This window comes from Shewanella schlegeliana, from assembly GCF_016765635.1.
Classification (GTDB): domain Bacteria; phylum Pseudomonadota; class Gammaproteobacteria; order Enterobacterales; family Shewanellaceae; genus Shewanella; species Shewanella schlegeliana.
On sequence record NZ_JAESVD010000002.1, the window covers coordinates 126,174 to 147,798 of the forward strand.

Annotated in this window: 17 protein-coding genes; 13 read left to right on the forward strand and 4 right to left on the reverse strand. The window is 45.6% G+C overall.

Going from position 1 to position 21,625, the window contains the following annotated elements:
• Window positions 1-95 precede the first annotated feature (95 nt).
• Both JMA39_RS03610 and JMA39_RS03615 read left to right on the forward strand, forming a co-directional pair.
• Window positions 96-1,517 (forward strand): peptidoglycan DD-metalloendopeptidase family protein, encoded by a 1,422-nt coding sequence (locus tag JMA39_RS03610; RefSeq protein WP_202720467.1) that lies wholly within the window; start codon window positions 96-98, stop codon window positions 1,515-1,517.
• Window positions 1,518-1,567: 50 nt separating this feature from the next.
• Entirely contained in the window at window positions 1,568-2,677 is a 1,110-nt protein-coding gene (locus tag JMA39_RS03615; RefSeq protein WP_202720468.1) for an anhydro-N-acetylmuramic acid kinase, read from the forward strand.
• A 33-nt stretch (window positions 2,678-2,710) separates the two neighbouring features.
• Here the strand turns inward: JMA39_RS03615 and JMA39_RS03620 are convergent, their stop codons facing one another.
• Window positions 2,711-4,861 carry a winged helix-turn-helix domain-containing protein gene (locus JMA39_RS03620; RefSeq protein ID WP_202720469.1) on the reverse strand — a complete coding sequence of 717 codons (2,151 nt, stop codon included), beginning with the start codon at window positions 4,859-4,861 and terminating at the stop codon, window positions 2,711-2,713.
• A gap of 351 nt (window positions 4,862-5,212) precedes the next feature.
• Between JMA39_RS03620 and JMA39_RS03625 the strand changes: the two genes are divergently transcribed.
• From JMA39_RS03625 to JMA39_RS03645, 5 genes are all read left to right on the forward strand, one after another.
• The gene (locus JMA39_RS03625; protein WP_202720470.1) at window positions 5,213-7,978 is read left to right on the forward strand and encodes a TonB-dependent receptor plug domain-containing protein; all 2,766 of its coding nucleotides are present in this window, start codon (window positions 5,213-5,215) and stop codon (window positions 7,976-7,978) included.
• Window positions 7,979-8,073: 95 nt separating this feature from the next.
• The gene (locus tag JMA39_RS03630; RefSeq protein WP_202720471.1) at window positions 8,074-10,593 is read left to right on the forward strand and encodes an alpha/beta hydrolase family protein; all 2,520 of its coding nucleotides are present in this window, start codon (window positions 8,074-8,076) and stop codon (window positions 10,591-10,593) included.
• A gap of 71 nt (window positions 10,594-10,664) precedes the next feature.
• The gene (locus JMA39_RS03635; RefSeq protein WP_202720472.1) at window positions 10,665-12,113 is read left to right on the forward strand and encodes an alkaline phosphatase; all 1,449 of its coding nucleotides are present in this window, start codon (window positions 10,665-10,667) and stop codon (window positions 12,111-12,113) included.
• Window positions 12,114-12,346: 233 nt separating this feature from the next.
• Window positions 12,347-12,727, forward strand: a complete 381-nt coding sequence (locus JMA39_RS03640; RefSeq protein ID WP_041415856.1) for a DUF2750 domain-containing protein — start codon at window positions 12,347-12,349, stop codon at window positions 12,725-12,727.
• Window positions 12,728-12,833: 106 nt separating this feature from the next.
• Window positions 12,834-13,277, forward strand: a complete 444-nt coding sequence (locus tag JMA39_RS03645; protein WP_244999878.1) for a hypothetical protein — start codon at window positions 12,834-12,836, stop codon at window positions 13,275-13,277.
• Between the two features lie 75 nt (window positions 13,278-13,352).
• On the opposite strand, the gene erpA is transcribed toward JMA39_RS03645, so the two are convergent.
• Entirely contained in the window at window positions 13,353-13,703 is a 351-nt protein-coding gene (gene erpA / locus JMA39_RS03650; RefSeq protein ID WP_012154245.1) for an iron-sulfur cluster insertion protein ErpA, read from the reverse strand.
• Entirely contained in the window at window positions 13,696-14,499 is an 804-nt protein-coding gene (locus tag JMA39_RS03655; RefSeq protein ID WP_202720473.1) for a DUF6776 family protein, read from the reverse strand. Before JMA39_RS03655 ends, erpA begins: the two co-directional genes overlap by 8 nt.
• 61 nt (window positions 14,500-14,560) lie before the next feature.
• Between JMA39_RS03655 and JMA39_RS03660 the strand changes: the two genes are divergently transcribed.
• From JMA39_RS03660 to JMA39_RS03685, 6 genes are all read left to right on the forward strand, one after another.
• Window positions 14,561-16,282, forward strand: coding sequence for a chloride channel protein (locus JMA39_RS03660; RefSeq protein WP_202720474.1), 1,722 nt, complete (start codon window positions 14,561-14,563; stop codon window positions 16,280-16,282).
• Window positions 16,283-17,048: 766 nt separating this feature from the next.
• Window positions 17,049-17,369, forward strand: a complete 321-nt coding sequence (locus JMA39_RS03665; protein WP_202720475.1) for a c-type cytochrome — start codon at window positions 17,049-17,051, stop codon at window positions 17,367-17,369.
• Window positions 17,369-18,595 (forward strand): molybdopterin-dependent oxidoreductase, encoded by a 1,227-nt coding sequence (locus JMA39_RS03670; RefSeq protein WP_202720476.1) that lies wholly within the window; start codon window positions 17,369-17,371, stop codon window positions 18,593-18,595. The genes JMA39_RS03665 and JMA39_RS03670 overlap by 1 nt, the downstream gene beginning before the upstream one ends.
• Complete coding sequence (locus tag JMA39_RS03675) at window positions 18,595-18,984, forward strand: cytochrome C (RefSeq protein WP_202720477.1); 390 nt, start codon at window positions 18,595-18,597, stop codon at window positions 18,982-18,984. Before JMA39_RS03670 ends, JMA39_RS03675 begins: the two co-directional genes overlap by 1 nt.
• A gap of 1 nt (window position 18,985) precedes the next feature.
• Window positions 18,986-19,396, forward strand: coding sequence for a c-type cytochrome (locus JMA39_RS03680; protein WP_202720478.1), 411 nt, complete (start codon window positions 18,986-18,988; stop codon window positions 19,394-19,396).
• 219 nt (window positions 19,397-19,615) lie between these two features.
• Window positions 19,616-20,641: a glucosaminidase domain-containing protein gene (locus tag JMA39_RS03685; protein ID WP_202720479.1), complete on the forward strand. Its 1,026-nt coding sequence runs from the start codon at window positions 19,616-19,618 to the stop codon at window positions 20,639-20,641.
• Window positions 20,642-20,722: 81 nt separating this feature from the next.
• Here the strand turns inward: JMA39_RS03685 and lgt are convergent, their stop codons facing one another.
• On the reverse strand, window positions 20,723-21,508 hold the full coding sequence (lgt, locus tag JMA39_RS03690; RefSeq protein WP_202720480.1) for a prolipoprotein diacylglyceryl transferase: 786 nt from the start codon (window positions 21,506-21,508) through the stop codon (window positions 20,723-20,725).
• Window positions 21,509-21,625: the final 117 nt, after the last annotated feature.

Below are 21,625 nucleotides of genomic sequence, written 5' to 3' on the forward strand. Positions count from 1 at the left end.
AAATATGGGCACTCATGTTACTTGTTAGCAAGCACAAATGAAAGTGTGTACACTAAAGGGATCACTAAGAAAGGGCTAATTTGGTATCAAGGTCAATGGGAAAGGTTATAACTTTATTTAAATTACTGCCAAAATTACATCAAATGCTCTTATGCGGTTTAGTTTTTGTCACGCTAATTATTATCTTAATGCCATCAGATGATGTACAGGCATCTAAGCAGACACCGTCAGCATCTGGTGAATATGACGTTAATACTCGCTATGACGTTCCACTCGCCTTTAGAAAGCCCACACCACCTTCAGCATCATTAAGCGAGTCTAACCCATCGCAACGAACTCACAGTGAGCCCCTAAGCCAAAGTCGCGAGCCAAACAAGAAACAAGCGCTGGCTGAAGCTGCTGATAAGCCTGAAATACAAAAAACTACAGCGCCAAAATTAAAAGAGAAGCACTTTCAAGTAAAAAGTGGTGACACCTTAGCCGCGATATTTGAGCGTGTAGGGTTAACGGCTAAAGATGTCTATGATGTAACTCAGCTGCCCAAAGCCAAGAAGAATCTGCTGAAAATTATGCCAGGCGATGACTTAGTGATCGCTAAAACACCCGATGGCAAGCTGGCTCAACTTACCTATCACCTCGATAAGATCACCACCTTAATCGTCACTCATAACGATAGTGGTTATAAAGAGCAGATCGTCACTAAAAAAGTCGAGGCGCGCTCTAAGTTTGCTAGCGCCACTATCGAGAACAACTTCTGGAATGCGGGAGTGAATGCCGGACTGACACCGAACCAAATTATGCAGCTCGCCACCATTTTTGGTTGGGATATCGACTTTGCCTTAGATCTCCGTAAGGGCGATCAGTTTGCAATGATATTCGAAGAAGAGTACGCCGATGGCGAGTTCCTAAAAAACGGCAATATTCTCGCCGCAGAATTTACCAACCAAGGCGACCGCTACACGGCGGTGAGATACAAGGATGGTAACTATTATTCAGAAGAGGGCCGCAGCATGCGTAAAGCCTTCTTGCGATCTCCAGTCGACTTTAAATATGTTAGCTCTAGCTTTAACCCTCGTAGACTGCACCCGGTTACAGGCCAAGTTAAGGCCCATCGCGGCGTAGACTATGTCGCGGCAGTAGGCACACCAATTAAGGCAGCGGGTAACGGCCGTGTCATTAAGTCGAGCTACAACAAATATAATGGTAACTACGTGTTTATTAAGCACAACGATACCTATACCACCAAGTACCTTCACCTGACTAAACGTAAGGTAAAGACAGGGCAATCGGTTAAACAAGGGCAGATTATCGGTACTCTTGGCTCCACAGGCCGAGTAACGGGTCCACACCTACACTATGAGTTCATCGTTAATGGTGTGCACCGCAACCCTCGCACGATAAAGTTGCCAAAGTCTGAACCCATTGCGAAGAAAGAAAAGGCCCAGTTTGCCACACTAAGTAAAACCATGATGGCTGAGCTTGAACATAATAAACAGCTACAGATTGCAGCGCAGTAGCGCGGTGAAAGCATCGGACTTTTCACGGTGCGACTTATAGGTTTAATGCCATGAATAACAGTTATTACGTAGGCTTGATGTCCGGCACAAGCATGGACGGTGTCGATGCGGTTCTGGTTAGCTTTGAAGACGATAAGCCAAGGCTTATTGCCTCTCATACAGAGGAACTACCAAAGGCGCTTTTAAGTAACCTACAGAAGCTTTGCCTACCTGGAAATGATGAGATAAACCGTCTCGGTCATTTAGATCGCGCCATGGGTAAGCTTTTCGCTAAAGCAACCAATGCCCTACTAGATAAGGCTGGTGTCAACAAGTCGCAAGTCATCGCCATAGGTAGCCACGGCCAAACCGTGCGCCATATGCCCAATCTTGAGATGGGCTTTACCCTGCAAATTGGTGATCCCAATACCATCGCCGCCGAAACAGGTATCGATGTCATTGCTGACTTTAGACGTAAAGATATCGCTCTAGGCGGTCAAGGCGCGCCACTGGTCCCCGCCTTTCATCAGCATGTATTTGCCAGCCCAAATCACAAACGCATCATTTTAAATATTGGTGGTATCGCCAATGTGACTTACCTGCCAGGAAACACCCAAGATGTCACCGGCTTTGATACTGGACCAGGAAATGGCTTAAGCGATGCATGGATCCAACACCAACTTGGACACTCTTTTGATAAAGATGGCGCTTGGGCGAAATCGGGCACCACAGATCAACAGATGCTACAGCACCTGTTGTCCCATCCCTACTTTGCTCTCGCAGCCCCCAAAAGTACCGGTCGCGAACTGTTTAACCAAGCTTGGGCTGAGCAGCAGCTATCAGAGTTTGGTCATTTAAGCGAGGCAGATATTCAATCGACGTTGCTGGATTTAACCTGCTACAGCATCGCCAGCGATGCACTAAAGTTGTCGGAAAATGGCGAGATGTATGTTTGTGGTGGCGGCGCCTATAACTGTGAGCTTATGCACAGATTGCGTAAACTGCTGCCAAACTACAAGGTGGTCACGACCTCCGAGCTTGGCATGGATCCGCAGTGGGTCGAAGGCATCGCTTTTGCTTGGTTAGCGATGCGGTACCATCAAGGTCTGCCGGGTAACCTCCCTGCGGTAACTGGAGCCTCTAGAGAAGCTGTACTCGGTGCTTTCTTCCCTGCTGCTTAATGTTATGGCATAAGTACTTATATGCAGCGTAAGCTAATACAATAGCTTATGCTGCAGTTTAATCACATCACGTTTGTAGTTCTGTGAAAGGGTCATCAGCAGACTATTGCGATTCGTCACATAGGTCATGGCTCCCGAGCGAGGAATACTTCCCGACGGCAACTTTAAGATGGGTGTGATAAGCCCAGTGTTAAAACGCCAAAAGTTAATTAACTGAAAGCCACTACGACTCGTTCTAAAGTAGATCCCTTTATCGGTCGCAACCCAGTTATAACCTTCACCAAAATGGTTAGCACTAATCAGCTCACTGGGCTGACTTGGGTTAGACAGCGACAACATCCACAGCCCTCGCTTCCCAAGCTGAGTAAAGACTAACTTATCTTCGGCGATTATCTTACCTAAGCGCATATCGATAGGACTAATCACCTTAGGTAAACGATTATCAAGGTAAAACTCGGTGATACCATCTTTACTGCTAGCCAGTACCATCTCATCATTCCAGCCCCAGCTTGGACGGTTGTGATCGAGATAGGGAGTAGCAAGAATGCTGATATTGGAGGTTCTCATATCTAGCACATGGATCTTATTACCCTCATTTTTATCATCCGGTGCTAAGAAAGCCACCTTAGTACCATCGTGGGACCAACTTGGGTACGCCACTCGCCGCTTAAGATCCGTATGCTGCCGCCTTTGATTACCATCGGCATCACTAGACCAGATCTCATTGAAACCCGTTTCATTAGACACATAGACGATACGCTCGGTAACCGAAGAGTAGTCGGGATTTCGATAACTGTATTCAACTTGTAGTAGCGGAAAAGTGGCGGTGGGGATAGACTGTTCCAGCGCAAATGACCCCACCTGATAGTCACGCATATAGTTGGAATACACCAGCTCATCGCTATTAGGTATTGAACGGGGATAACTCATGCCCTCCACCTCTAACGACAAAATATGCTTATCATCAATGCCGACGATATAGCCATTTCTGATCCCAGAGTTTTCGGTACTAAAGATCAGTCTTTCACTGTCTTGATGCCAGCTAAGCCCGCGGATATCCTCTAAGCCAAAGGTTAAACGTTGCTCCTCACCAGTTTGAGTATGCAGTATAAAGATATCTTCGGAGATATTACCAAAACGCCGTGCAACCGCCAGCCAGCTACCATCAGGGCTAAAAGCAATATCACGGTCACGATAGCTACAGTTTTCAATACAAGATAAACGCTTAGGTTCTTCGCCTTCAGCTGTAAGAGACAGTTGATAAAGGCCGGAACCAACCCCCTCGCCACTATCCCAAATATACACTAGACGGCTTGCATCGGGAGCGATATCGATAGCCGAGCTATAGGTGTAACACTCACCTAATTTAAGCGCTTCATTACTGTCTAAATTCAGCTTAGTTAGGTAGCACTTATCTTCACTTCTATGTTCGGATCCGTAATACAGTGCGCTACCGTCAGGGCTCCATACGGCTCTGATCTCTGCCGTCTTTGTCGAGGTGAGTCGCTTAGGGGTTTCGGCGGGGTTTTGCAGATCTTTAAGATAAAGGCTGGCGTACTTGTTACTGCCACGACTGCCATAAACTAACCAACGGCCATCGGGAGAAACTGCGGGGTAAAGCTCCGACCCCGCGGCAGTGGTCAGATTTTGCTTGGTGGTGGGAACATAACGAATACTATCTTGGTATAGGTGATATCCCAAAGCAACAGTAACCACACAGACAAACAATCCACCCGCTAAGGTAAGTCTTCGATTAAGCCGAGTAAGATGTTTGATTTTTTGTTGCGCTTGCTGAAAAAGATCAGGCTCATCTACCAGATCAGCATCATTAAACTCAGGCTCAAGCAGTAAACGGTAGCCCATCTTACGCACAGTCTCGATGACTTGCTCGCCACCAACACCTTGATTAAGGTGTTTACGCAGGTGCCAGATGGCGTTCGTTAACGCCTTACTACCCACATAACTGTTACCCTCCCAAATATTGTCGATTAACTCCTCTCGAGTCACAACCTTTGGGTATTGCCGCGCAAGATAACTTAATACTTCAATAAATTTCGGCTGAATGGAGACTTTCTCTGAGGTGGCAACAATGGATGCTGCATCAAAAAAGTTAAGGCTATTGTCGCTGGGGTTGACCTCACACTGGCCAAGTTTAAACGGCGCCTCTTTTCTTATCTCTACCATCTGCCCCCCACTTTATCGTTATCACTTTAAAGTTCCCTTGCATAAATCGAGCTAAAATTTACATCTATTTCACATAGATAAAGCAACGAACCCACACGCAAAACATACACTAACACAATGAAAAAACAAACAATAGACATTAAATAGACATATAAACAACAAATAAACGACCCTAGTTCGATTGCTGCCAACTAACAAATTAATTACAACTAACATCAGTTGACTACCAGCAGTATTTCAATTGGAAACTCGACAGTATTCACCCTAGGAATGACTCACTTTAATCGACTTACAAATAGATAAATTTGATTTGAGTGTTTAGGGAAATTATAAAAATAAGGACTGCAATCAATGAAACCAAAAACAAAACTTTCAGCATTGAGCCTCGCCATCAGCATGGCAGCGCTAACCCCTACAACTTTGTTTGCAGCTGAAGCGGCAGACAAGAGCGACGCTAAAAAAGAGATGGAAAAAATTGAAGTGACAGGCTCGCGAATTAAACGTGCCGACTTCGAAGGGGTCTTACCTGTTACTGTCATTACAGCAGACGATATCGCCAATAGTGGCCTTAACTCTATCTCTGAGGTACTGCAATCCTCTGTTGCTAATACTGGTGGTTCACTCAACGGTGAGAGCGATGGTTACACTGATAGTGCTAGCTCTGTTAACCTACGAGGTATGGGCGCTAACCGTACCTTGGTTCTTATCAATAGCCGCCGTCAAGCCTCTTTTCCTAGTGCCGCGGGTGGCACCTCAAACTTTGTTGATGTATCAGACATTCCTGCAGCGGCAGTAGAACGTATCGAAATCCTAACTGGTGGTGCCTCGGCGATTTATGGCTCTGATGCCGTTGGTGGTGTGGTCAACATTATTCTTAAGAAAGAATATGAAGGCGCGAAGGTTTCAGCTAAATATAATGACCCAACTCAAGGTGGCGGTGAGGAACTTGATCTGTCTTACCTACAAGGCTTCAATACCGATAAGAGCCAAACCCTGTTAATCCTCGAATATAAAAAAGCAGAGTCGATTCAAACTTATCAGCGTGATGGCCTATACAGTCCTGCTTACTATGAAAATGAAGATGGAGACCTTACTTGGGGGGCAGGCCCTTATGGCGATGCCGCACCTTCAAGTTGGTCTTCAAGAATTACCGATTACAGCAAGGTTTATCACGAAGATAAATACGTTAACCTGAGTGAACAACAGTGTGGTGAGCTGTTTGGCGATAAAGGAATTTACAGGCCCACTTACAAATATGACTGTTACTACGATAAGTATGCCGACCGAGGCCTAAAATCAGCCTACGATCGTGTCAACCTAGTCTTAAATTCAACCTATGACTTAAATGACGATTGGCAGCTGTACGGTATGGTTAACGCCTCTTATAAAGAAGCGACTAAGTACAAAGATGAAAAGGGCTTCGGGACTAGCATCTATCAAGATGAAGCGACTGGCGCACTGAGCTATGACAAATATGAGTTTGAAGATGATAACCGCTTCTATCTAGCGCGTAGAATGGAAGAGTATCCAGGGCCACGTACTTACGATACCCAAAATACTAAGGCTTCTATCTCATTTGGCGCCGACGGTAACATTGGTGAGTACGAGCTAGATCTCTCTTGGTCAAGCAGCTACAACAAGTACGAAAAACAAAACCATCACATGGTCAAGGCTGATGCACTGCTTGATATTGTGACTTTCGATCCAAACGATGCCGACCCATCTAAGTGGTACCCGAATAGTCAAATGACGACTGAACAAGCTAACATGCTTATTGCAGACTCAACTAAAAACTCAGATTCAAGCTTGCACCAGTTCCAAGCGGTATTTGCTGGTGATTTGATGGAGTTACCTGCAGGGACTGCAGGCTTTGCAACCACTGCCGAGTGGGCGCGTGAAAGTTATGAAGATACCCTAGATGACGTTACCTCAAGCGGTGGCTTAATCGGTATGGGCGGTACAGGCGGTAAAGGTGATAGAGACCGCGTTGCCGTTGCTGGTGAGTTACAAATCCCACTGTTAGCCGATATCACGGGAGTTAGGTCATTAGATCTTTCAGCTGCACTGCGTTACGACCAATACCTAGATGATTCTGATGTAGGCGGCGCAACCACTCCACAAGTAGGACTTTCATACCGTCCAATTGATGAAGTCATGGTTCGTGCTAACTGGGGTAAGAGCTTTAGAGCACCAGACATGCACCGCCTTTACGCTGGGCGCACTATCGGTTTCGGTGGAACAGATTATCCGCACCCAACCATCCCAGATGAGATTTATGAAGATGATTACCGTTCAATTACTCAAGGTAATCTAAACCTTGAAGAAGAAAAGGGTGAATACTGGAACTTTGGTATTGTAGCCAACATTACCGACAACGCAGATATCACTGTTGACTGGTGGAACATCGAACTTGATGGCGCAGTTAAAACCATCTCAACCGATGAAATGTTAGCCGATCCTTCTTACTACCAAACGGGTAACTACACTAGCTGTGAAGAGATGGATAGAGTGGGTTACCTGACTGAGTACGATGATGACGGTATCGAAAACATCGCCTGTATGCGTAAAGGCCCAATCAACAGTGCTTATGAGGCCTCTGAAGGTATTGATACCAGCTTTAACTATCAGTTCCCAGAAACAGCGATTGGTGATTTCAAATTCAAAGTTGCCGCTTCTTATCTAATTAAGAAAGAGTACCAAGAGCGCATCGATAGCGAAATTGAAGAGCAAACTGAGACCGATTACTTCCCTAAATGGAAAGGTAACGCGAGCCTAAACTGGAACTATGAAGACTTTAGCGCAACGGTTGCCTACTACTACACGGGTGAAGCAAAAGGTGTCGATCTGTTCGAGTACCAAGATGGCAACGGTGATGATGTCGAGTCAATGGAGACAGATACACTAGATGCTTATCAAATCATCAACATTACCTTGAGCTACTACGCACCTTGGAAGGGTAAGTTCACCGCAGGTGTTAAAAACCTAACCGATGAGATGCCACCTTTGTACGATGTGCGTAACGACAAGCACAATGACTGGCCTTTCTATGAAGATGACAACAGCAGCTATTCAAACACTGGTCGTAGTCTATTCTTCGGTTACTCACAGAAGTTCTAATCTCGTGTAAATCTCCCTTTAATACGAGAAATAAGCGCCCAATTTTGGGCGCTTATCCTTCCCGCTACTCTCTTCCCTAATATCAGGAGATAAGAATGTCTCGCAACTCGCTCTTAATGTATGCCCTGATAGCCATCTGCTGGCCACTACTGTTTAGCAGTACAGCAATGTGCAATAGCTACCAATTACCAAGCCAAGCACTGCAAGATGTGGTTGAGCAAACGAAAAACGTAAGTACTCGCTTATCTAAAGACAAACAGTGGCTTGCAATATTAACCCCTAGAAAGCACCTTTCAATCGATACGCTGGCACAAACTGAGCGAAAACTTGCAGGGCTTAGAGTATCACCAGAACAACTGATCCCGAGCCGCATAAAGTACACCTATTTGAGTGTCGAACTAATTAACCTAAGCAAATTAAAAGCCGGAGCCCCCCCCATCACGATACCACTGCCAAGCGGTATGCAACTGGCCAATATCACTTTCTCCCCTAATAGCCAATACTTAAGCTATATAGGGTTAACTAAACATGGCGCCGATCTGTTTATTTTTGATTTAGCAAACCAGCAAAGCCGTAAACTCAATTCGAGCCGCCTCAATGCCACCCTTGGACTAAAATATATCTGGAAAAACAATAGTGAGGGAGTATTCACTAACCTTGCAGTAACGACTACTCGTAATAGAAACCCAGAGTTAACCGCACCTAACATCAGTGAAACATCAGGCCAGAAAGCGCCACGCAGAACCTATCAAGACCTGCTAAAAAATCCACAAGATGAGGCCGAATTCACCGCCTTAACCACCAGCCAGTTAAGCTTTATCTCACTTCATGGCGATGTTAAGCCTATCGGTAAGCCCGCCATTAATATCAACTATAGCCTATCACCTAACGATAAATACTTAGTGGTAAAACGTATCGCAGCACCTTTCTCTTATATGGTGAAATACTATGACTTCGCTCAATCGGTAGAGCTGTTTAGCCAAACGGGTGACAAACTACAAACCCTGGCGCACTTAGAAAGCAGTGAATACCGCGCACCGGGTAGCGATTCAGTACGCAAAGGTCCGCGCATGATCCATTGGCGTAGTGATAAGCCAGATACCCTAGCCTTTGTAAAAGCCCTCGATAATGGCGACAGTCGTATCAAAGTCGCCTATCGCGATCAACTGCTACAACTCAGTGCACCTTTTACTCAAAAGCCTATGCCACTCACCAAGACCCCTTGGCGGATCAGTAAAATAACCTGGGGAGAGCAAAATAATGCTCTCGTCACAGAGCGACAATCCGATAAGAAACAGATGCGCGTCAGCCTATTAGACACCTCAGTAGCTAGCAACCAAGCGCTTTCGCTCTGGTATCAAAAGGCAATTCGCGATACCTATAATGACCCAGGCAGTCTTTACCGGCAGAACGCTAAGCTCAATGGCAATGACTTGGGACGAGTCTTCAAGCTACATAACAATAGCTTACTGCACTATGGTATAGGTGCCTCACCTGACGGCTATCAACCTTTCTTGAAGTCATCACCACTAACATTGCTAGAGAGCAAGCAAAGCACCGCCAAGCCTGCAACCCTATGGCAATCCTCTACAGAGAAACTAGAAAGAGTTAAATATATTCTCGATCTTGAGCCACTGACACTGATTATTAGCAGACAAAGTGCAGATACCCCCTCTCACTTAGTGATGCTAGAGGTGGATTCCGGTAACGAGAAATTGCTATATCAAAACCAACATAAACTAAATGCCTATCAGGGCATGACTCGGCAGTTAGTCAACTACAGCCGTGATGACGGTCTGCCACTATCGGGCGTGCTATACCTGCCAGCAGGCTATAGTACTGAGGATGGCCCACTACCTGTTTTGATGTGGGCTTATCCCCGAGAGTACAAAAATGCTGAGGTCGCCAGCCAAGTAAACTATTCGCCTAATCAATACAATCAAATAAGCCCCAAAGGCCCGGTACCATTTACCGCTAAGGGATATGCCATCTTCGATAAGGTTGCCATGCCGATTGTTGGTGAGGGAAGCGAGAAACCCAACGATAGCTTTCGCCGTCAGCTCGTTGCCAATGCCAATGCAGCGATCGACACCTTAGTAGAGATGGGCATTGCCGATAGAGATCGCGTAGCCATAGGTGGCCACTCCTATGGTGCCTTTATGGTTGCCAACCTACTGGCACACTCAGATCTATTTGCCGCAGGTATTGCCAGAAGCGGAGCCTACAACCGCACATTAACTCCCTTTGGTTTTCAGCATGAGAAACGTAACTTCTGGGAAGCGCCGAGTCTATATCAACAGATCTCTCCGTTTACCCATGCCGACAAAATCGATGAACCTTTACTACTGATGCATGGCGAAATGGACTCAAACTCAGGCACATATCCGATGCAATCATCGAGACTATTCAAAGCCATTCGTGGGCTCGGGGGACAAGCACGTCTAGTGACCTTCCCCTATGAGAGCCATAGCTATAAAGCAAAAGAGTCAATTATGCACATGCTATGGGAGCAGGAGAACTGGCTTGAACTCTATCTAAAAAAGCCGGATACGGCGCAAGCTAGCGCTCAATTTGAACCAAGCCGACCAAACAAAGCATACGTGACATTCCACTAGTGACGGCGGTGGCTAACAGTATCAATCTTTAAGTTAGCCACAGACTCTTGAATATTTAGGACAGTCTGGACATGACAAACTCAAATTCGATAACTCGCTTATCGGCTATTAACTCAAACCTAGGTCTGTTTAGTGCCTACCTATTAAGTACAGCTCTATTATGTACTGCGCTATTAAGCAAAGAGGCCGCTGCGGAAACTGACGACCCCTTCGCACCTATTATTGCAGCTGAATACCTACCTAAGAATATTATCTACTTAATTGGTGACGGTATGGGGCCAGCTTATACCAGTGCCTATCGCTACTATAGTGATAACCCACAAACCCAAAGAGTCGAGAAGACTATCTTCGATAAGCTACTGGTTGGCATGTCGAGTACCTATCCAGACGATGACACCTATGTCACCGACTCGGCAGCCGCAGCGACGGCACTCGCTACTAGCTATAAGAGCTATAATGGCGCAATCTCCGTTGACCACCAGCACGGGCCGTTTCCCACACTACTTGAGATGGCAAAAACGCAGGGGAAGACGACTGCTGTGGTGGTCACCTCACAGATTAACCACGCCACCCCAGCCAGTTTTTTGGCCCATAATGAAAGTCGCCGAAACTACAATCAGATTGCTGATAGTTATCTATCTAACCTTATCGACAAGCGCCCAGTTGCCGACCTCATGCTGGGCGGTGGCAGCCAATACTTCGTCCGTAGTGATCGTGATCTGACATTAGAGTTTCAAGAGTACGGCTACCAATATGTCAACAATCTTAGCGAGCTTAGTCGCATAGAAAGCCTGCCCGCTCTAGGGCTGTTTGCTCCTAAAGGCCTGCCCTATGCTATTGAAAGTCAAGATCCTCTAAGACTAACCACCATGACCCGCAAGGCTCTCTCCTTGCTATCGAATCAAGAAGCCCCTTTTGTAATGATGGTAGAAGCCAGTCAAATAGATTGGTGTGGTCACAGCAACGATATCGTCTGTGCGATGAACGAGATGGAAGACTTTGCTAATACCTTGAGCTTAGTTAAGCGTTATGTCGATAGTCACCCAGATACCTTATTAGTCGCGACGGCGGACCACTCTACCGGTGGTCTGACATTGGGCAGAGACGGTACTTATCAATGGAAAGGTCAGTTACTACATCAAGTTCACAGCTTACCAAGCACCATTGCCCAGCTCATCATTGCCACCCCGGAGGTTCTCAATGATTTGCCGACATTCAGTGCATTTTTACGGCCACACATCAGCATTACGCTCGAAGATAAAAAATTAGATGGATTAAGAAAGAAGCTCAATTCACGGCTATCGCACCATAAGCACAAACAGCAAGTCACTGACGATATAAAACAAGCTATTGATAAGTTGACCTATACAGGATGGACTACGGGCGGACATGACGCAATCGATGTGCCCATATACGCCTATGGCCAAGGCGCACTGTACTTTCGAGGTCATAAAGACAACACCGAGATAGCCGCAATGCTTATCCAAATGGTACAAAATGAGCGTTACAAGGTTAAGTAACCGATATATGAGCCTGACTCAACGATGACTGCCGAGCTTATTGGCATACTTTGGCTTGTCCATACTTTAGCTTGTCTTGGGTGGCTTGTAAGATTAGCTGTCAATATAGAGAAACAGAGCCTAATTAAGCTCTGTTTTCTTTTTCAATACCCTGCTAGGTGCTATTATCCGTTTAATCGGCGCGTTATCCTTGTTTCAAGGCTCGCCTCATTTAATATTAAGAGATGTAATCCATGAGCAACAAAAGCAAAAGCCTTAAACAAATCACTGAAATGACTCCAGAATCTCGCTACGACTACCTAGTCGAGCAAGTGAAAGAGCACAAAACTCTGTGGTCACTACAAGATTTAGATGGCTGCGTGATGCTAACCACAGAAGAGGAAGACTGCATTCCTATGTGGCCAACAGAAGAAGCGGCTGCACTTTGGGCTGTAGATGATTGGCAAGATTGCCAAGCATTAGCGATTCCAGTTGACGAGTGGTTGGAGCGTTGGGTACCAGGTATGCAAGACGATGACCTTTTCGTTGCCGTATTCCCTGTGCAAGATGACTTAGGCGTTGTGATCCCACCACACGAGCTTGAAGATCGTCTAACACCAAAAAAGCGTCACTAATCACTACTTAGATTATTGATTACGGCTAGCGCAACCGCGCTAGCCGTTATTTAGCTTTCTATCTGCGACAAACATAAAATAAAAAATAAGAGCAAGGGAGTTGAAAGTGGATACCAATCAGCCAACCACACAGCCCAATACACCCAGCAAAGTCAGCATGCCTAAACGCCTTATCGCCCTACTCGTCTTTTTTGTGGTGATTTCAATTAGCGGATTAATCGCCAAACAAGGGGTACTCTTCAGCATCCTAACTCTATTCATGGTGCTTGCCATTATAGGCAAACAAAAAGCTGGACTGATTATGTTGCGGGTATATACCTTATTGCAGCTGGCGATTGTGAGCGTACTCCCGCTCGTCCTTTACGATCCTGAAAACCTCGCCGCATCGGGTCCATCTAGCTTTGCTATCGGCAGCTTCAAAACACAGCTTCCTGACTGGATTGTGTTTGCCATTCTTATCTTGTTAGCGATTGTGCAGGTGTGGCTCGCCTTTAATCGTAAGGTTGGCAGCTATTTTGACCGTGAGGTCAACCTCAACATTATGCGTTAATGCCTTGGGCGATATACACAAAAAAAGCCGTCTATTTGACGGCTTTTTAGTAACTCTAATTACCTTATCGAAAGGTTAAACTGAGAAACTTGCGCCACAACCACATGTGGTCGTTGCGTTTGGATTCTTAACGAAGAAGCGCGAACCTTCAAGGCCTGAAGTATAATCCACCTCACCGCCAACAAGGTACTGCAGGCTCATTGGATCAACAACCAACTGAACACCTTGCTTCTCGACGGTAAAGTCACCTTCATTCACCTTCTCATCAAAGGTAAAGCCATACTGGAAACCTGAGCAACCGCCACCCGTTACATAAACACGTAACTTAAGTGCGTCATTTTCTTCCTCTTCGAGCAAGGTTTTTACTTTTGAAGCCGCCGCATCGGTGAAACGGATTGGCAAAGCATCTTCAGCTTGTTCAGTCATTACTACCTCTTACTTCTGTTTGCTGTGCAGAATTATCTAATACCTGAGTGTTTTGTTCAAGTAATATGCCCTGCTCTTTTTCATCCACAAGTAAATCTTGTGCATTATATTCCTGTTCAGTTTGTGATCCCTTGGTCCAACGACTGGCTGGAACGATCACTTTGGCCTTCACTCTAGACAAGCTAAAGCCCTCAGGCAATGTAAATTCGCCCTCTAACACCTGAAAATACCTAAATTTGAACTTAAATGAGGCCTCACTTAGATCTGATAACTTAAGAGTAACTGTTTTACCGTCTTGTAAACCAACCAATGTGACTTCACTACGACCTGCTACTGAACGCTTACGCTTCTCCAGCTGTGTCAGTACTAGCTTGATACGGTATTGACGGGTCTCTAGACTCGGCTCTAACTCTAGTGCATTAATAGCAATGCCATCGGCACTGTTTTCAGGCGCCATCACACTGCGATAGAATGCCAGTTCACGCTGCAACTCTTTTTGTTTTGCATTTTGCTCAACAAACATTACCTGCATATTGCTATTCGCTTCTCGCTCTAGTGCGAGCTCGATATTACGTGCTGCCAATGTTTGCGCTTGCACCTGCAACTCTTGCATATACTGCTCACTGTTATCGACTTGTACCGCAGCCTTTGGCAGATAATGCGCCTTTGCTATATCGTAACAAAGTGCGCCTAATACAAAGGCTACACTCAATAAAAGCAATAAATAAACGCTTGAAGGTCTAATTTGTCGTTCAATCACTTGCAAGCGATCGATCCAACGATGATAATTTGGCATTAAGTAACAGCCCCCTAATAAAAAATCTCACATTTTTTAATCAATGTGACAAACATAAATTTTGGAAATTTCTGTGCATCAAACAATCGTTAAGAAGCGAGAGCAATTTCAAAAATACCTACATACCGACCTTAAAGATAAGCTTTCTCAATCTAAGATCAGTGTGCAACTGTGTTTGCTCGCATTGCTTTTTGCACTCTTCGCATCCGGTGTCATTCTTCTTTTTAGATTACTATTGCTCTGGCTCGACACCTTCACCAAAACACAAGAGCTGAATTTTACGGACATCATCGATGACTGGCGAGTATTATTACCCCTTTTAGGGGCATTTTTAATCTGGGGTGTCGCAAAAATGGGATCTCAGCGCTATAAACGTATGGGCATCGCCTATGTGCTCCATAGAATTAAACTGCATTACGGTAAAATTCCACTACAGTCTGCGCCGGGACAGTTTTTCCAAGCCCTATTCGCACTTGCCACCAACTTTTCAGTAGGCCGAGAAGGCCCAGCTATTCATTTAGGCGCCGTCAGTGCCAGTGTATTAGCCGAAAAATTTAAACTGCCCGATAACAGTGTTCGTATCATGTGCGCCAGTGGTATCGCCGCCGGTATCGCCGCTATTTTTAACGCACCATTAGCTGCGGTGATTTTTGTTTTTGAGGTGGTGCTTAGAGAATATAAAATTCATTACTTCTTTCCGATTATGCTCTCGGCCATCTGTGGTGCTCTCAGCAGCCAGTTGGTATTTGGTGACGTTCATGAGTTCGATCAAATTGGCGTTGCTGCAATCCCACTCAGTCAATATCCACTACTCGCAATGTTCGGAGTAGTCCTTGGTTGTATCGCGGCATTCTTTAACTCCAGTCTGCTAAAAGTCACCGCTATGGGACAAAACTGGCCACTGATTAATCGCTTATTGCTTGCTGGCGCTGTTACCACCTTAGTGGGGCTAGTATTACCGCAATCGATTGGCAGCGGTGAGCTAGCGATAGCCGAGACCATTAACCAGCATCCCAGCATTTTGTTTTTGAGTGCCATTTTAATCGGCAAGATCATCGCCACGATTGCAGCTATAGGCTTAGGCATTCCCGGAGGCCTCATTGGTCCACTCTATGGCATCGGTGCCCTACTCGGAACGATTTTAGCGTTAGTGAGCGCACTCATGTTTCCAAGTATTGCTCCCTATATTGGCCTTTATACTATTATCGGCATGACAGGCATGATGGGTGTGTGTTTAAGCGCCCCACTAGCCGCACTAGTGGCCCTTATTGAGCTAACCAATAACGCTTCCATCATCTTGCCCTCTATGTTTGTGGTTATCCCCGCCTTTTTGATTGCCCACCAAGGTTTCAAGACTAAGTCTATCTTCTTCGAGCAGCTAGAAATTATGGGGCTAGGCTATAAAGTTGCCCCAGTAAACCTTGGGCTACAAAAAGTCGGTGTGCGCCAACTCATGGATAAGCGCTTTGTGATTGTGACTGACAATGATGAACTCTTGCTGGAGGTGCTAAAGCGTGCTGAGGGTCGCTCTGTGCTAATTAGAAATACCCAAGGACAAGTTGATATGCTGCAGCTTGAGCTACAAGTAAGAGACGAAGACACCACCTTGACTCGCCACCCTATTCAAGGTCTCCCAGATACTTCAACTCTCAATGAGGTATACGCCATTTTGGCCAAAGAGCGCCGAGGGGAGGTCTATATCTACCAAGATACAAAAGAACAGATTGTTGGTGTGATTAACTGGGTTTCTCTACGAAAAGAGATCCGCTCAGGGCAAGTGTAAACCGTTACTCAGATACCAGATTTGATGAGTATAAGTTGATAATAACCACTATCGAAGCTCAGCCCCCTTCTAGACAATCATCTTCTCAGCTGCTAGGCAGTGATTGTCTCTCCCGTTTTCTATTTATTTAGCTGCTATTTGGGCACATATACTCTAGACATAAGATCTGTGACATAAATAATAGCCATCATCAACACAAGCACTTTTGAAACAATTGCCAACCCTAAATTATCATCTCTAACATCTGTTATTTAATCCGACTTGCATCGCGAACCAATAGCGAAAACATGCCCTTAATCGTCGACTTAACGCTCAAAGATAACTCCAAGCTAAAGTCGATTAATCACAACGCCGACCTCATCCCCATAAAACACCGTCTAAATATCAGGCACTTCACGCTCACAAACTAATCCACATCAAATGCAAAACCATAGAGCAATAATAAAGCAACAATCACCACACAACCTAACCAACTTGTGTTTCGACCTGTCAATTGAAACAAAAATAGACAGGCTGCCTACTTAAGCGCCACTTTCACAACTTTTTAGATTTTTTCACAGGCTTATCATCACACTTTTCGGTAATTTTACGACCTCAAACGCTTTCATTTACGAATAACGAAAACAAGTACTCGGGAGCGTTGATGAAAAATCGTTGCATATTCGTAACATGGCATTCGCACCCAAAGCACGATGCAAAGGCAACGCGATTTTCCAAGGGCTCGCTTAACCAAGAGTAAACAACATCATCCCGATAAGGGCACACAATGAGTGTATTAAATAATAAATTAGCAGCATTTATGGTGCTCTCTGCCACGATGGGTGGCTTTAGCTGCCAAGCGTTTGCAGAGGACGACCAAAAGCTGCTCAACATGTGTATCGCATGTCACGGAGTCGACGGGAGTAACGACTTCGCTTCTATCCCTAATTTAAAGGGACAAAACGTGCAGTACATGGTTGGACAACTAAAAAACTTTAAAACTGATAAACGCCAAGACAAGACGATGAGTAAAGTCGCCAAACTGCTAACCGAAGAGCAGATGCAGGCAATGGCAGTTTATTTCAATACCGGTAAGGAGCAAGACTAATGGCTATCGATAGACGTAATTTTTTAAAGGGCGCAGCAGCGACCTCTGTAACAGCCATGCTGCCACTAAACTGGGCCTTTGCATCAAACCGACCAGCAGGTATTGAGCCTATGGACGTCTCGGCTGTTAAGTGGAAGAATGTTGATGATTTGCCAAGCCACTTTAAAGTGCTTAACTCTAGCCCACTAAACGCCTTCCCGCCTGAGCACCTCCTTGCACCAGTAAAAACACCAGCCGACGTAGCCTTTATTCGTTGGAACGGCCAGATGCCAGAGTTCGACAAGATTGATCCTGACACTTGGGAATTTACCGTAGACGGTGAGTCAATCGAAACACCAAAAACTTACACCATTGCCGAGCTAAAGAAGAAGTTCAAGACCCATACTCAGCAACTCGTGCTTGAGTGCGGTGGTAACAGCCGCGAAAACTTCTACCCAAATGCTAAAGGTAACCAATGGAGTAACACTGCGGTATTCTGCGCTGAGTGGACTGGTGTATTAATTAAAGACGTACTTGCCGATTGTGGCGTAAAGAGTGACGCTGTTTACACTGCTCATTACGGCGCAGATAAGCACATCAGCGGTAAAGGCGCTGCTATCTCTCGCGGTGTACCAATCGATGCCGCCATGAATGAAAACGGCATGATTGCCTGGGGCATGAACGGCGAAGATATTCCATACATGCACGGTTACCCACTGCGTATCGTATTTGGCGGCCGTCCAGGTTCAGTTTCACAGAAATGTGCCACAGGTTTGGGTGTGAGAGATCGCGTTCACGACGGTAAGAAGATGGGCGCACCTGCTTATCAAGTACCTAAGTATCCAGTAGCACCGGGTGAGAAAGTCGACAACAAAGACTTTAAGATCATCGAAGAGATGATAGTTAAGTCGCTAATCACTGCGCCACAAACGGGTAGTGAGTTGGCTCTAGGCAAAACACTTTCTGTCAGCGGCCATGCTTGGGCTGGTATGCGCGATGTCGCTAAAGTTGAAGTCAGCTACGACTACGGCACAACATGGCAAACGGCGGCATTAACTAAACCTGTGAACCCAACAGCGTGGCAGCAGTGGAATATCGACCTAAAGCTTCCTCAGGCTGGTTACTACGAGATCTGGGCTCGCGCAACTGATACCAAGGGCGACACTCAGCCTATGGTACAGCCACAGTGGAACCCGAAAGGCTACCTATTTAACGGCTGTCACCGAGTGGCAGTAAGGGTCGTATAATGAGAAAGACTCTGTTTACGGCAAGCCTGCTTGCTTTAAGTTGCCTCTCTACTGCTATGGCTGCTGATGCAGCCAAAAGCTACCCAGTTGACCCAGAGTCAGGCCTTATAATGGCACCGGGGTGGGAGATGGTGAACTATCAGTGTAACGCTTGCCATACCACATCGATTATCCCGCAGAACAAGGGTAACCGTGAAGTTTGGCGCGATACCATTCAGTGGATGGTTGATACCCAAGGCCTTTGGGATCTCTCAGATACATGGGATCCTGTACTCGACTACCTCTCGACCTATTATGATGAGACCGGTATCGACATGAAGATCTTTAGACGTAAGCCTTTGGATAGCGACCAGATGCCGCCAATGCCAACTTCGAGTAAGGAAGGTTAAGATGCGTAATCGTTTAATTAAACAAGTCTTAGCAATCAGCTTGATATGGGCAACAACGGCAACCGTAGCTCATGCTGAGACGGATACATCCTTTAAAGATACCTTAGCAGTACAAGGGTTAAAGCTTGAATCGAGCGCATTGAACTACCAAGCCGATGCAAGCAAAGGTGAAACGCTAGCAAATCAACGCTGTATCGCTTGCCATGGCGATGCCATGCTTAGCATGATGAAGACATATCCAGACCTTAAAGGCCAGAAAGCCGCTTACTTATTCAAGCAGCTAGTTGACTTTAAGCGTGGTGATCGTACCGATCCTTTAATGCAAGCTCAGGCTGGCATGTTGTCTGAGACAGAAATGAAAGACATCGCCTATTACTACTCTAGGCAAACTGCGTCAGATTTGAGCCAATAGCCTAAGGCTCTCAATCTTAGCCTTAGGCGGTTCTTAATATTAGCCTTAAGCAGTCTTAAGTATTAGCAAAAGCCCGGATAATGACATTACCTGGGCTTTTTTATTTAAGCTCGATGAGCTCTATACGGTAACAGCATCAAGCATTTACAATTTCATAACAACACCAAATATAGTAAGATGATGTTTTAGCTTATTAGCGCCAGATTTCAAGGACTGCATATGCTCAAGAAACCTCAGACTCTTATCGTTCTTACCCTACTCGCTGTCTTATTAATGCTATATGCCGCCAATACTCAATTTAATCCAGAAAGCGACACGGTAACCGTTAAGCACGCGCCTAAAACTGTCGCCGCGGATCTTGCAACTCCCTCAGACTCAGATGAAACACAAACCAGCTTTATAAAAGTGTCTGATGGGCGCCCAACCAAAGCTCCTGAAGATATTCGTATCAACTCCCTCGATGAGCTGATGGCGCTATTCGACTCGCTCAATTACAACACCAAGAGCTGGCAAGAGGGCAACAGGGAGGTCCCACGACTCACCTTTGAGTCGGTTAGTGAGCGCTGGCAAAAGACATCTAATCAAATACCTGTTCAGCAAAAGAAAATGGTATTTTTCCGTTTGCTTGCCCCATTAATCTTGGTTGCAAATGAAAATATTCTTTTAGAGCGTCGACTAATTGAATCGGCGCCATTAGATGATGTAGTACTACAAAAAATTGCTCTAAAGTACAAAATCACCAAGGATGCAGAGACGCCACTAACAGAGCAGCAGAGGCAGACTTTGTTAGAAGAAGTGGATATCATGCCGCCATCGCTTGTTCTTGCACAGGCTGCAGAAGAGAGTGGCTGGGCAACGTCACGCTTTACCGTTGAGGGGAATGCGTTTTTCGGGCAATGGGACTTTAGCGGCAAGGGCATGATCCCTAAACAGCAGCGTAAAGAGTTAGGCAACTACGGTTTAGCCCGCTTTGATACACCACTAGCCTCCGTCGAAGGTTATATGCTTAACCTCAACACAAACAATGCCTATAAGCAGCTTAGAGAATTAAGAGCAAGTCTGCGCGCTGACAATAAACCCATTACAGGGCTTGAGCTTGCTGGAACCTTAGATAAATACTCCGAACGCGGCCAAGCCTATATTGATGGTATTCGCCAGATGATTAGCTATAACAAGTTAGATCAAGTCGATGAAGCTTATCTAAGTGATGCCGCGCCGCTACACTTAATACCAAGACCAGACTAAGCCTCTTACCACAAAAAAGCCGTAAGCGATTTGCTTACGGCTTTTATTTTTTAGCACTTTTGTTTTTTTGCACTAGTTATATCAAGCTTTACTCTTACGTAAATAAGGCATTAACAGCAGCATGATACCAACAAGCAGGAATGGAATACTCAACAGCTGCCCAGCACTAAATGTCCAAGTATCGGCATAAACCGCTTGCTTAACCTTCACCATCTCTATTAGGAAGCGCGAGCTAAACACTAGCACTAAGAACAAACCAAAGATCGCGCCGTGTTTTTGCTTCATATCGGTGAGTTTATAGATAGCCCAAAGCAGTATGAAGATAGACAGGTAAGCAATCGCTTCGTATAACTGCGCCGGATGGCGAGGCAACATGTCGACACGCTCAAACACAATCGCCCAAGGCACAGTGCTTGGTAAGCCTAAGATCTCTGAATTGACAAAATTGGCCATACGCACAAAGAAGCCAAAAATCGCCGTAGCAATCGCCAAGCGGTCTAACAAGAACAAAAAGGGCAATTTAACCTTACGCTGATAATAGTACAGGGCTAAAATCGCACCTAAGCCACCACCATGACTGGCTAAACCGCCTTCCCAGATAGCAAAAATCTTCAATGGGTGACTAAAGTAATATGCCGGATCGTAAAACAAGCAGTGCGCCAGACGCGCACCGACGATAATCCCCACCACACAGTACATCAGCAGGTTATCTAACGACTCGACAGGCAAGTTCTCTTTAATATAGATGCGTTTCATCACCTGAAACCCTGACGCGATCGCCAGCGCAAACAGGATGCCGTACCAATGTACTTTCAAGCCCATGAAGCTGATCGCAACGGGGTCAATATTCCAAATAAAATGGTCCAAACTAAGCCTTCCAAATCAGTTATTTTAAATCGAAAACACGACAACTCATGCGCAGTTTTACGCGTCAGCAAGCCATTTGGCAAGCTCCGTCTCCCATTAAATGTGGATTTTTCTGTC